12 protein-coding genes and 1 other RNA gene are annotated in these 12,594 nt (G+C 64.6%); 6 read left to right on the top strand and 7 right to left on the bottom strand.

Annotated features, from left to right (window positions below; all coding sequences use genetic code 11):
* Window positions 1-166: 166 nt before the first annotated feature.
* The 5 genes from ompA (at window position 167) to ssrA (ending at window position 4,304) form a co-directional block, all read left to right on the top strand.
* Window positions 167-748: an outer membrane protein OmpA gene (ompA, locus tag CEY08_RS01565; protein ID WP_042792519.1), complete on the top strand. Its 582-nt coding sequence runs from the start codon at window positions 167-169 to the stop codon at window positions 746-748.
* Window positions 749-904: 156 nt separating this feature from the next.
* Window positions 905-1,633: a bifunctional 2-polyprenyl-6-hydroxyphenol methylase/3-demethylubiquinol 3-O-methyltransferase UbiG gene (ubiG, locus tag CEY08_RS01570; RefSeq protein ID WP_063641766.1), complete on the top strand. Its 729-nt coding sequence runs from the start codon at window positions 905-907 to the stop codon at window positions 1,631-1,633.
* Window positions 1,630-2,304, top strand: coding sequence for an HAD-IA family hydrolase (locus CEY08_RS01575; RefSeq protein WP_042792517.1), 675 nt, complete (start codon window positions 1,630-1,632; stop codon window positions 2,302-2,304). Before ubiG ends, CEY08_RS01575 begins: the two co-directional genes overlap by 4 nt.
* Before the next feature lie 343 nt (window positions 2,305-2,647).
* Window positions 2,648-3,826, top strand: a complete 1,179-nt coding sequence (locus tag CEY08_RS01580; protein ID WP_076815699.1) for an MFS transporter — start codon at window positions 2,648-2,650, stop codon at window positions 3,824-3,826.
* Window positions 3,827-3,915: 89 nt separating this feature from the next.
* Window positions 3,916-4,304, top strand: a transfer-messenger RNA (tmRNA) gene (gene ssrA / locus CEY08_RS01585).
* Window positions 4,305-4,373: 69 nt separating this feature from the next.
* Here ssrA and CEY08_RS01590 read toward each other — a convergent pair.
* The 7 genes from CEY08_RS01590 to CEY08_RS01620 all read right to left on the bottom strand — a co-directional run bounded on the left by CEY08_RS01590 (window position 4,374) and on the right by CEY08_RS01620 (window position 11,646).
* Window positions 4,374-4,784: a Zn-ribbon domain-containing OB-fold protein gene (locus CEY08_RS01590; protein WP_076815701.1), complete on the bottom strand. Its 411-nt coding sequence runs from the start codon at window positions 4,782-4,784 to the stop codon at window positions 4,374-4,376.
* 2 nt (window positions 4,785-4,786) lie between these two features.
* Window positions 4,787-5,944, bottom strand: coding sequence for an acetyl-CoA acetyltransferase (locus CEY08_RS01595; protein ID WP_042792512.1), 1,158 nt, complete (start codon window positions 5,942-5,944; stop codon window positions 4,787-4,789).
* 37 nt (window positions 5,945-5,981) lie between these two features.
* The gene (locus tag CEY08_RS01600) at window positions 5,982-7,121 is read right to left on the bottom strand and encodes an acyl-CoA dehydrogenase family protein (protein ID WP_088607567.1); all 1,140 of its coding nucleotides are present in this window, start codon (window positions 7,119-7,121) and stop codon (window positions 5,982-5,984) included.
* Window positions 7,122-7,151: 30 nt separating this feature from the next.
* Window positions 7,152-8,681: an AMP-binding protein gene (locus CEY08_RS01605; protein ID WP_076815703.1), complete on the bottom strand. Its 1,530-nt coding sequence runs from the start codon at window positions 8,679-8,681 to the stop codon at window positions 7,152-7,154.
* Window positions 8,682-8,699: 18 nt separating this feature from the next.
* Window positions 8,700-9,560: a MaoC/PaaZ C-terminal domain-containing protein gene (locus tag CEY08_RS01610; RefSeq protein ID WP_076815706.1), complete on the bottom strand. Its 861-nt coding sequence runs from the start codon at window positions 9,558-9,560 to the stop codon at window positions 8,700-8,702.
* A gap of 54 nt (window positions 9,561-9,614) precedes the next feature.
* The gene (locus CEY08_RS01615; protein WP_076815708.1) at window positions 9,615-10,598 is read right to left on the bottom strand and encodes a Bug family tripartite tricarboxylate transporter substrate binding protein; all 984 of its coding nucleotides are present in this window, start codon (window positions 10,596-10,598) and stop codon (window positions 9,615-9,617) included.
* Between the two features lie 82 nt (window positions 10,599-10,680).
* Entirely contained in the window at window positions 10,681-11,646 is a 966-nt protein-coding gene (locus CEY08_RS01620) for a Bug family tripartite tricarboxylate transporter substrate binding protein (protein WP_042792507.1), read from the bottom strand.
* A 176-nt stretch (window positions 11,647-11,822) separates the two neighbouring features.
* On the opposite strand from CEY08_RS01620, the gene fabG reads away from it, so the two are divergent.
* A complete protein-coding gene (fabG, locus tag CEY08_RS01625) occupies window positions 11,823-12,575 on the top strand; it encodes a 3-oxoacyl-ACP reductase FabG (protein ID WP_042796847.1) in 753 nt (250 codons plus the stop codon).
* Window positions 12,576-12,594 lie beyond the last annotated feature (19 nt).

Consider the following 12,594-nt stretch of genomic DNA (forward strand, 5'->3'; position numbering starts at 1 on the left):
GCCAAAGCCCCCCAAATGCCTTAAGATTGTTTCCAGCACGCAGGAAACCCAGTAGCTATTCCTTTGAACCAGCTCTTGGCGTTGCTATACTGGCCCCGTTTTCCTGATATGCGGCGGGGGTTCGCTGCGAGTCACTTATCCAGCTTCAAGCTCAACGAGGAGAAACATGAACAAACCCTCCAAATTCGCTCTGGCGCTCGCCTTCGCCGCCGTCACGGCCTCTGGTGTAGCTTCCGCGCAAACCGTGGACAACTGGCGCAACCCGTTCGGTGACGTTTGGAAGAACGGCACGAACGAACTGTGCTGGCGCGATGCTTTCTGGACCCCGGCCACCGGCATCCCCGGCTGCGACGGCGTTCCGGTTGCACAACAGAAGGCGAAGCCGGCCCCGATGGCGGCCAAGGTCGTGTTCAATGCTGACACGTTCTTCGACTTCGACAAGTCGACGCTGAAGCCCGAAGGCCGTCAGCTGCTGGACCAAGTCGCCCAGCAAGCTCGCGGTATCGACCTCGAAACCATCATTGCTGTGGGCCACACCGACTCGATCGGTACCGAAGCCTACAACCAGAAGCTGTCCGAGCGCCGCGCCGCTTCGGTCAAGTCCTACCTGGTCAGCAAGGGTATCGACCCGAACCGTATCTACACGGAAGGCAAGGGTGAGCTGAACCCGATCGCTTCCAACAAGACGAAGGAAGGCCGCGCCCAAAACCGTCGCGTTGAGATCGAAATCGTGGGTAGCCGCAAGTAATTGCTGGACTAGCTACAATAAGGGGGCCTCGCATAGCGAGGCCCTTTTTTTCGCCGGCCACGCACCAAACCGGTGCAGAGCCGTGACCCTCCCCTCGCCTGGCGCGACGGTCCTCTATATATAGAGTCATAGAGTCGCCTTACGCTGAACCTGCCCATGACTACGCAAACTCACGACACCGCCCGCCCCGCCATCAACGCCGATCAGGCTGAACTGGATAAGTTCGGCGCCCTGGCCAGCCGTTGGTGGGACCCCGAAAGCGAGTTCAAGCCCCTGCATGCCATCAATCCGCTGCGGCTGGAATGGATCCAGGAATGCGCGGGCAGCCTGGCGGGCAAGCGGGTGCTGGACGTGGGCTGCGGCGGTGGCATCCTGTCCGAAGCCATGGCGCGCGGCGGCGCGGAAGTCACCGGCATCGATCTAGCCGACAAGTCCCTGAAGGTGGCTCGCCTGCACGGCCTGGAATCGGGCGTGAAAGTCGAGTACCGCAAGGTTCCCGTCGAGGAACTCGCGGCGGAACAACCAGGTCACTATGACGTGGTGACCTGCATGGAAATGCTGGAACACGTGCCCGATCCGGCTTCGATCGTGCGCGCCTGCTCGACCCTGGTCAAACCCGGCGGCTGGGTGTTCTTTTCCACCTTAAACCGCAATCCCAAGTCCTTCCTGTTTGCCATCGTGGGTGCCGAGTACGTCCTGCGCCTGTTGCCGCGCGGCACGCACAGCTATGACCAATTCATCAAACCCAGCGAACTGTCGGCGGCCGCCCGCGGCGCCAACCTCGAACCGGTGAGCATGCGCGGGATGGAATACAACCCGATTACCCAGATCTATACCCTGTCGTCCGATACCTCGGTCAATTACCTGATGGCTACCCGCAAATGAGCGCCCTGATTCTGTTCGACTTCGACGGCACGCTGGCCGACACCGCCCCCGACCTGGCCGCCGCGGCAAACCGCCAGCGCACCCGCAAGGGCCTGGAACCGATGCCTTACGAGGCCTTGCGCCCGGTTGCGTCCCAAGGCGCTCGCGGGCTGCTGCGGGTGGCGCTGGACTTGAAGCCCGGCGACGCCGATTACGAACCCACCCGGCTGCAGTTCCTGGAAGATTACGCCGCCGGCTCGACGGTCCACAGCAAGCTGTTTCCCGGCATCGAGGCCCTGCTGGCGGACATCCGCGGCCGCGGCCTGTCTTGGGGCATCGTGACCAACAAGGTCACCTATCTGACCCTGCCCATCGTGGAATACCTGGACCTGACGCGCGATAGCGCGGTCCTGGTCTGCGGCGACACGACCGCGCACGCCAAGCCGCACCCCTTGCCTCTGCAACATGCCGCGCGTGAAGCCGGCTTCGCCATCGACCGCTGCGTCTACGTGGGCGACGACCTGCGCGACATCCAGGCCGCGCACGCGGCGGGCATGCCCGCCGTTGCGGCCGCCTATGGCTACGTCGGCGAAGACGACAACATCACCACCTGGGAAGCGGAAACCTGCGCCAACTCCCCGGAGGAACTCTGGTCGGCCATCCAGCCCTTGCTGCCCAGCGACCTGCGCTAAGCCTTGCCGGACGGGTCGCCCCGCGGCCCGTTCCCCCTCCGATTGTTCGCCAACCATTAGTTGAGTTGCTCGAACAATCTTTCCGAAGCCAGGGCCTTTATCCTGCATCCGAAGTCACTTAAAGTGTGATCCATGCAAGGCATTCGGGAGCTTCCCAATTGCCTTTTCCGGCTGATGCCGGAGGCCGCGGACCCCACCGTCCTTCGCCACTGATCCCGCGCACCGGCGCCCTTCGGCCCCGATGCACTTGCCCGGCACTCAGGCCGGCGCACCCCTGACCTTTTTAGACCACTTACAACGCCGCCCGCGCGCCGCCCTCCAGCGTCGCGCCAGAGGAATGCCTATGCTATTGCCAATCCTGTTACTTTCTGCCGCCGGCTTTACCATCCTGACGACCGAGTTCCTGATCGTCGGACTGCTGCCGGGCCTGGCCCGCGACCTGCACGTCACCGTTTCCCAGGCGGGCCTGCTGGTCACTCTGTTCGCGTTCACCGTAGCGGCAACGGGGCCGCTGCTTACGGCGCTCATGGCCAATGTCGAACGCAAGCGCCTGTTCATCGGCGTGCTGGTGCTGTTCGGCCTGTCCAACGCCCTGGCCGCCGCCGCTCCCAACATCTGGGTCATGGCCGTGGCCCGCTTCGTCCCCGCCCTGGCCCTGCCGGTGTTCTGGTCGCTGGCCAGCGCCACGGCGGTGGAGTTGGTCGGCCCGGCCCGCGCCGGCCGCGCCATCTCGATGGTCGCATTCGGCATCGTGGCGGCCACGGTGTTCGGCATCCCCATCGGCGTGCTGATCTCGGACGCTTTCGGCTGGCGCGCCGCCTTTGGCGTGCTCTCGGTCGTAGCGTTCGCCAAGGCCGTGCTGCTGCTGTTCGCCTTCCCCAGCACCCGTATCCGCGCCGACAGCGTCAAGCTCATCACGCAGCTGCGCATCCTGCGCAACCCCATCGTGGTGGGCCATGTGTTGCTGTCGCTGCTGGTCTTCACGGGCATGTTTACCGCCTATACCTATTTGGCGGACATGCTGGAGCGGCTGGCGGGCTTCAATGGCCAGATCGTAGGTTGGACCATGATGGCGTTTGGCGCCGTCGGCCTGATCGGCAACACGCTGGGCGGCCGCCTGGTGGACCGCAGTCCGTTGGGCGCGACCGCCCTGTTCTCGGCGCTGATGGCGGCTGGACTGGCGGTGGTTGCCCCCGTGATGCAGTCGCATGGTCTTTTGGCGGTGGCGCTGGGCGTGTGGGGGATCGCGCAAGCCGCGCTCTTCATCGTCTGCCACGTGCGCCTGATGAAATCCGCGCCCGAGGCGCCCGCGTTTGCCGCGTCCCTGAATATTTCGGGCGCCAACATCGGCATTGGCCTGGGCGCCGTAGTCGGCGGACATGTCATCGACAACTATGGGTTGGCATCGCTGGGTTGGGCGGCTGCCGCCATCGTGGGCGTGTCCGTGGGCCTGGCCTTCGTATTGATGGCCGCTTCACGCCCCAGCCGCGAATCCAAGACGGTCTGCGCCAACGCAACCTGATCCCGCCTGTATCGTCCGCGCCACGCCAGGGCAAGGCCGCGCAGGCGATACAGCAGGCTATGGCGTTTACCAGTACAATAGGAGTTCTTGGGGCCGATCCGGATTCGACGTGGGTCGCGAAACAACTCAGGGCATGCCGAGCACCAGTACGCTCGTTAAACCACTGGAACACTACAAACGCCAACGACGAGCGTTTCGCTCTCGCCGCTTAAGCGGTGAGCCGCTGCACTGATCTGTCCTTGGGTCAGGCGGAGGAAGGCAACTTCCTAGGGGGGCAACCCTCGAACCGCAGCAGCGACATTCACAAGGAATCGGTTTGAACTGGGGTCACACGGTTCAAATTTAAATTACGTGAATCGCTCTGGTCCGGCCTGTCGGTTGGCTAAGTCCAGGGTTAAAACCAAATAAATCGACTACGCATGTAGAACTGGTTGCGGAGGGCTTGCGGACGGGGGTTCAATTCCCCCCGGCTCCACCAAATACCGCAGTAGGCCGGTCCGATCTTTCAATCGGACCGGCCTTTTTATTTGCCGGCTCAAAGCCGCGATCACCCTTCCAGCCGGAACTGCGGCAAGGTGATGTCTTCCGACACCTGCTCGAAGCAGACCCGCACCCGGCTTCCTATCCTGACGGCCTCGGGTGGGCTGTCGATGATGTTGGCCATCATGCGCACCCCTTCGTCCAGGTCGATCATGGCAACGACATACGGGACTTTTTCGCTCAAGGCGGCGTTGCTCGGCCGCCGGTTGATGGTGTAGGTGTAGACGGTTCCTCCGCCCCCGCAGTCGATCCACTCCAGGCTATCGGACAGGCAGGCCGTGCAAAATTCGCGCGGATAGAACTGGCGCGTCTTGCAGCAACCGCATTGCTGGACGACCAGACGGTTTTGCCTGGCCGCGTCCCAATACGGCTGGGTGATCCGGGTCGGTTGCGGCCGCGGGCGTTGGGCTTGGTCCATGGTCAGACTCCGAGTATCAGGGTGGTGTTGCAAGAAAAAACCAGGCCGGGCGCATGCACCAGGGCCAACTCGGCGCGGGGCAGTTGGCGTTCGCCGCATTCCTTGCGCAATTGGTGCACGGCCTCCAGCAGCAGCAGCATTCCGAACTGGCCGGGATGGTTGTATGAAAGGCCACCGCCCGAGGTGTTGATCGGGAAGTCGCCGCCGGGGGCCAAGCGCCCGTCCGCCACGAAAGCACCGCCTTCGCCCCGCTTGCAGAAGCCCAGCTCTTCCAGCGACTGGATCACGCCGATGGTGAAGTGGTCGTAGATCTGCACCACGTCGATGTCGGCGCGCGTAACGCCGGCCATGGCGAGCGCGGCGTCGGCCGTCTGCGCCACGTTGGTATCCAGCCAGTCCGCCGTGTTGAATGGCGTGTAGTGATGCGAGAAGGATTCTGCGATTCCCATCACGTAGACTGGCGGACGCTTGAGTTCGCGGGCGCGCGCGGCAGACGTGATGATGACCGCGCCGCCTGCGTCGGTCACGAGGCAGCAATCGCGCTGCCGCAAGGGGTCGGCGATCATCCTGGACGCCATGACTTCATCGATCGAGGTGTCCTCGCGCCGGTAGGCCTTGGGGTTGAGCTGCGCCCACTTGCGCGCCGCCACCGCCACCTCGGCCAGATCCTTGTGCGTGGTGCCGTAGCGCTGCATGTGCAACTGCGCCACCATCGCGTAATAGCCGATGGGACTCAGTTGGCCATACGGCGTGATGAACTGGCCGCGCGGCATGCGCATGTCTTCGGGCGTGCCGCCCACCTTGCGCGTGCCGTCCGAGAGCTGGGTGCTGCCATAGGCCACCAGCGCCACCTCGCACATGCCGGCCTCGATGGCGGCCATGGCGTGGCGGATGTGCATGACGCTGGACATGCCGCCGACGCTGGTCGAATCCACGTAGCGCGGACGAATGCCCAGGTATTCGGCGAGATGCAGGCCGGCGAATTTGTCGTCCACGTGCGCGAACACGCCATCGACGTCATTGAGCGTCAGTCCGGCATCGCGCAGCGCGCGGGCAGACGCCTGCGCCTGCAGGTCCAGCGAGGTCATCCCGGGCACTTTCCCCAGGTCCGATTCGGCGGCGCCGACGATGGCGACCGATTTCGAGAGATGCTTGGTCATGTAGGGATCTGTTCCTGTCGAGGTCGAAAAAGAAGGGTCAAAGCGTCCGGGCGATCAGCTCGCGCATGACCTCCGAGGCGCCGCCATAAATCCGGTTGGGCCGCACGTCGGTGTAGGCGCGCGCAATGGGGTATTCGCGCATGTACCCGTAGCCGCCATGGAACTGCAGCAGGTCATCGATGGCGCTCGTGGCTTCGGATCCCCACAGCTTGGCCATGGCGGCGCCCCCCGCGTCGAGCTCGCCGTCCAGGTATTGCTGCACGCAGCCATCGACGAAGGCGCGGGTTGCTGCAGCCAGGGTCTTGATGTCGGCGAGCTTGAAGCGGATGTGCTGGTTGTCGATCAGGGCTTTGTCGAAGGCGCGCCTTTCCTTGGTGTAGTCGACGGTCCATTGCAGCGCGCTCTCCAGCGCCATGGCGCAACGCACCGCGATCATCAGGCGTTCTCGCACCAGTTCCTTCATGAGGTAGCCAAAGCCCTGCCCGGGCTCGCCCAGCATGTCCTCGTCCGGCACGTACATGTCCTGGAAGAAGAGCTCCGCCGTGTCCTGCGCTTTTTGCCCGACCTTGTCCAGGAGACGCCCGCGCGTGAATCCTGGCGTGGCGGTGTCGACCCAGAAGAGGCTGATGCCGCGCGCGCCGGCGGCGGGATCGGTCTTGGCCACCACCAGCACGCGGTCGGCATGAAAGCCGTTGGTGATGAAGGTTTTCTGGCCATTGATGACGTAGCCGCCCTGCGCCTTCGCGGCCGCGGTGCGTATCGCCTTGACATCGCTGCCCGCCCCCGGCTCGGTCATGGCGATGGACGCCACGATGTCGCCCTGCGCCATGCCGGGCAGGTCGCGCTGCTTCTGGCGTTCCGTGCCGAAATTCAACAGGTAGGGCGCGACGATGTCGGAATGGGTCGTGAAGCCCGTCACACCGGTGGCCAACGCGCGCGCGATTTCCTCCACCACGATGATGGTATGCAGGAAATCCCCCCCGCCCCCGCCGTATTCCTCGGGTGTACTGGGCAACAGAATGCCCGCCGCGCCGGCCTTGCGCCAGAGATCCCGCGGCACCAGTCCTTCCTGTTCCCATTGGTAGTGGTTGGGCGTGATCTCATCCGCGATGAAGCGCGCCACGGTATCGCGGAACAATTCATGGTCCGCCGAGAAAAGCTTGCGCTGCCGGTTCATGCCGTCTCCTGGTCTGTCATGGTGGGCCGCCTATGCTTGCGGCCAATAGCGCTGCTTGACCAGGCGCTTGAGCAGCTTGCCGGTCTCGGTGCGCGGCATATCGCTGGAGAAGTCCACGCTCTTGGGACACTTGATGGGCGAGATGCGGTCACGGCAATAGGCGATCAGCTGCTGCGCCAGGTCGGGGCTGGCCGCGGCCGGGTCCCGCAATTGCACAACCGCCTTGACCTCCTCGCCGAACTCGTCGTTGGGCACGCCGACCACCGCCACGTCGGCCACGGCGGGATGCGTGCAGAGCAGGTTCTCGGCTTCCTGCGGATAGATATTGACGCCGCCCGACACGATCATGTTGGACAGGCGGTCGGTCAGGTACAGATAGCCGTCCTGATCCAGATAGCCGATATCGCCATAGGTGGCCCAGCCGCGCGCGTTGTAGGCGCCGCGCGTCTTCTCCGGATCCTTGTGATATTCGAAGGAGCCGCCGCCCGAAAAGTAAATGACCCCGGGCTGGCCCGCGGGCAATTCGGTCAGGCCGTCCTCGCTCATGATGTGCGCCTGGCCGAACTCGGGCTTGCCGACCGAACCTCGGTGCGTCAGCCATTCCTTGGACCCCAGAGAAGTTCGCCCGACCAGTTCGGTGCCGCTGTAGTACTCGTACAGGATGGGCCCCCACCACGCGATCATGGCTTCTTTGACATCGACCGGGCACGGCGCGGCCGCGTGCACGGCATAGCGCAGGGTGGACAGGTCATGGCGCTGGCGCGTTTCCTGCGGCAGGCGCAGCAGGCGGATGAACATGGTCGGCACCCATTGCGAATGGGTGACGCCGTAGGTCTCGATGGCTTCGAGCGCCGCCTCCGCATCGAATTTTTCCATCATGACGCAGCTGCCGCCCGCGCGTAGCGCCGCCATGTTCCAGCGCACCGGGGCTGCGTGATAGAACGGCGCCGTGGACAGATAGACCGTGTCGCGGTCGAATGCCTTCCAGGCGCTGCTGGGCGCGTCGCCCACGCGGAAGTAGCGATTGGCCACCGTTAGCGGACGCTTGATTCCCTTGGGCAGGCCGGTGGTGCCCGACGAATAGAGGAAGTCCGTGCCTTCCGGGGTCTCAGGCAGCGTTACGTCATCCGCATAGCGGCCGATCCAGGCTTCGTATTGGATCGCGCCGGCATCGGCGCCGTCCATGCAGACGCGCAGCACGCCGCGCCGGTCCAGGCCGTCCGCATCCGTTTCAGCCTGCGTGTGGCCGGAATAGAACAGGACCCGGGCGTCGCAATTCTCGATGATGTAGCGCGCTTCGTCGCGCTTGAGGTGGCGGCTGATGGTGGTGTAGTACAGGCCGATGCGGTGCGCCGCCCACAACAGTTCAAAAAAGCGCGGATGGTTTTCCAGGAAAACCGCGATCACGTCGCCGGCCTGCAGGCCGGCATCCAGCAAGGCCGCCGCGCATTTGCGGGTGCGCAGTTCCAGCTCGCGCCACGTCACTGTGGTTCCGGACGGAATCATGCGGTAGGCGATGCGGTCGGGCATCTCCCGGGCATGGACTTCAAGTGCAGACATGGTTCACCTCGGGTTAGCTCAATGGGCCAGGTTGGCGACGCCGTTGCTCAACACCACCGTGCCGCGCTCGTGGGCCAGGGCTCGGAAATGCAAGCTGTCGCCGTCGCGCCACAGCTCCACGCGCAGCGTCTCGCCGGGGAAGAACGGCGCGGAAAAACGCGCGGCGATTCCGCCCAGCCGTTGTGGCGCAACGGGCGCGCAGGCCTGCAGCAAGGCGCGCGCCGCCATGCCATACGTGCACAGGCCATGCAGAATGGGCCGATCGAAGCCGGCGGCGCGCGCCATGTTCGGCAACGCATGCACCGGGTTGAGGTCACCGTTCAGCCGGTAAAGCAGGGCCTGCTGCGGCAGCGTGGGCAGCAGCACGACCTGGTCAGGGTCACGCTCGGGCACCGCGGGCAAGGCTTCGGGCGGCTCGTCGCCCTGGCCAAAACCGCCGTCGGCGCGGCAGAACGACACATGCTCCACCGTGGCCAGGGGCGCGCCGCTATCGGCGTCCGAAATGTCGCGCACGGTCACCACCAGCGCGCCCTTGCTGGCGCCCTTGTCCACCACTCGCGTCACCCGCGTCTGGCTGCGCACGGCGCCTGAGGCCGCCAACGGCGCATGGAAGGTCATGCGGTGTTCGCCATGCAGGATCTTCACCCAGTCGATGCCGGTGGCCGGATCGGCCGCCCAACCGTTGGGCGCCCCGATGGTGGCCAGGAAAGTCGGCACCACGGCCGTCCCGTCTTCATGCACATAGCGCAGTTCGGCCTCGTCGGCGGGATCGCTGCCGTAGCCCAGGCCCAATGCATAGATCATGCAGTCGCGCGCGGTATAGCGGTCGACGCGGTCGTCGAACTTCCAGTTGCGCAGGTTTTGATAATCAATTGCCATGGATCGTGTCTCCCTACGCATGCCGGCGGCGCGTTGCCGCCGCCGGCATGCTGGTCATTCCGCCTTGATGCCGGCGGCCTTGATGATTTTTTCCCAGCGGTCCTTTTCCGACCGGATGAAGCTATCGAACTCGGCCGGCGTGCCGCCCAGCGGAATGCCCCCTTGCTGCGCCAGCTGCTTCTTCACTTCTTCGTCGGCCAGGACTGCGTTGAGCTCCGTGTTCAGGCGCGCGACCACGGCCGGCGGCGTGCGCGCCGGGACCAGCACGCCCAGCCACGCGCCGACATCCACGTCGGGATAGCCTTGCTCGGCCAACGTAGGCGCGTCGGGCAGGATCTGGCTACGTTCACGGGTGGTGACGGCCAGCGCCCGCAATCTGCCAGCCTTGACGAGCGGGGCCACGGTGATCACGTTTTCGACGGTGAAATCGACCTGGCCCGCGACCAGGTCGTTGGTTGCCGGCGCCGCGCCCTTGTACGGCACGGTGACCGCGGTAAAGTCCAGGCGGTTCTTCAACAGTTCTCCGCCCAGGTGGCCGGACGTGCCGATCATGGACACGGCCATGGACAGGTTGCCTTGCTTCTTCCGGGCGTAGTCGCGGAATTCCGCCAGCGTCTTGACCGGCGCGTTGGCATTGACGACCAGCGCGTTCGGCATGGTGATGATGCGCGCCACCGGAGCGAAGTCGGACATGGCGTACGGCAGCTTGCTGTACAGCGTGTAGTTCACGGCGTTCGGCCCGCTGCTGCCCATGATCATCGTGTAGCCGTCGGGCTCCGCGCGCAGCAAACTCTGCATGCCCAGAATGCCGGCCGCGCCGGGCACGTTCTCCACCACCACCGGCTGGCCCAGCCGTTCGGACAGCTTCTTGCCTATCACCCGGCTTGTAATGTCCAGGATTCCGCCCGGCGAACTGGGCGCGATCAGGCGCAAGGGCTTGTTTGGATAGCCATCGGCTGCGCGCGAGGTCTGCGGCACGGCCAAGGTAGTCATCAGGCCGGCCAGCACTGCCAGCGCGACTCGCCTGCGTGTGTTCATGTGTGTCTCCTGATAGTCTTGTGTTCCGCGGGCTTGTGGCGCCCGCTGTCGTGGATCCGGAGATCGGACCCGGTGCCGCGCCTCAGTCCACCTTCATGCCGGTGGCGTCGACCACGCCCTGCCACTTCTTCACTTCGGTCTTCAGGAAGGCACGGGCCTCTTCGGGGCCGCCCGTCAATGGACGGGCGTAGATCCGGTCCATGAATTCCTGCACATCCGGCTGCTTGTTGATGTCGGCCACGGCATCGGCCAGCGTCTTCAGGACCGGCGCCGGCACCTTGGCGGGCGCCGCCATGAAGTACACCGCTTCCACGTCATAGCCTTTAAGGCCCGCCTCCTCGATGGTGGGCAGGTCCGGCATTGCCTTCATGCGCTCGCGCCCGGTGACGGCCAGGGCCTTCAGCTTCTTGGACTGCACCAGGGGGATCGCGGTGGAGACGCTGCCGAACATCATGTCGACCGTGCCCGACATCAGATCCACTTCCGCCGGCGACACACCCTTGTAGGGCACATGGGTCATGTCGACCCCCGCCATGACCTTGAAGAGCTCGCCCGCCAGATGGATGGAGGAGCCCATGCCCGCCGACGCGAAGGTCAGCTTGTTGCCGCCTGCCTTGGCCTTGCGGACCAGGTCATCCACGCTCTGGATGCTGGAGCCGGGCGGCACCACCAGGATATTGGGCGTGGACGCCACCATGCCGATGGGCATGAGGTCGCGCTCCCAGTCATAAGGGTTGCGCTTCATGGCGGCATTGGCTGCTACGTAGTTGGCCGCCATCGCGATGGTGTAGCCGTCGGCCGGGGCCTGCGTCAGCGCCTGGACCGCGATATTGCCTCCCGCGCCAGGGCGGTTCTCCACGATGAATGTCTGGCCGAACCGCTCGCCGAGCTTTTTGGCGTACAGGCGGGCAAGCAGGTCGGTGGCGCCGCCGGGCGCGAAGCCCACGTACACCCGCACCGGCTTGTCTGGATAAGTGTCGGCCCCGCTGGCTGCTCCGACAGCAGCCAGGCTCAGTACCGCGGCCAACAATCCCTTCAACATTGCCATGAGTCGATCTCCTTCCGTTTTTTTAGAGATATGGGAATGCCGGGCCAACTTATTCCGACATGCCGAACAGTATAACGACGTGCCGATATTAATTGTCAATATTTCCGGTGGTGTGTATATTTGTTCGGAACCTCGGAATAAATTCGACACTCATCAGCTACAGAAGGGGAATGGAGATGGACCTGCAACTCACCGGTAAAGTCGCTGTCATCACGGGTTCCGGCCGCGGCATCGGCTACGCGTCGGCGCTGGCCCTGGCGCAGGAAGGCGCCCGGATCGTCATTACGGACATCAACCCCGAATCGGTGGAACAAGCGGTCGGCAGCCTGAAGCAGGCCGGCCACGAAGCCATCGGCGCCGTGCTGGACGTCTGCGATCCCGAACAGGTCCAGACCATGGCCGATCTGGCGGCGCATGCGTTCGGCGGCATCGACATCCTGGTCAATAACGCCGGCTTCACGCGTGACAAGTACTTGCTCAAGATGCCGGTGGAAGATTGGGATTCGGTGGTGGACACCATCCTGAAGGGCGCCTACTACTGCACCAAGGCCGCCCTGCCGTCGATGATGGAAAGGAAGTGGGGCCGCGTCATCAACATCGCCTCGCGCGCGCACTGGGGCAACCCCGGCCAGACCAACTACTCGGCCGCCAAGGCGGGCCTGATCGGCTTTACCCGCGCGCTCGCGCTGGAACAGGGTAAGTTCAACGTCACCGCCAACGCCATCGCCCCGGGACTGATCGAAACGCCGCTGGTGCGCGGGCTGTCGACCTACGAGACGCTGCGCACCAACGCGCTGGCGCGCCAGCCGGTGCCGCGCCTGGGCGCGGTCGAGGACATCGCCAACGCGGTGGCCTTCCTGGCTTCGGAGCGCGCCTCGTTCATCACGGGCGAACTGCTGCACGTGACCGGCGGCCGCTACGCTTCGTAAACCGCCCTTCCCGCGCCCC

Origin of the sequence: Achromobacter insolitus (assembly GCF_002209555.1) — a bacterium.
Classification (GTDB): domain Bacteria; phylum Pseudomonadota; class Gammaproteobacteria; order Burkholderiales; family Burkholderiaceae_B; genus Achromobacter; species Achromobacter insolitus.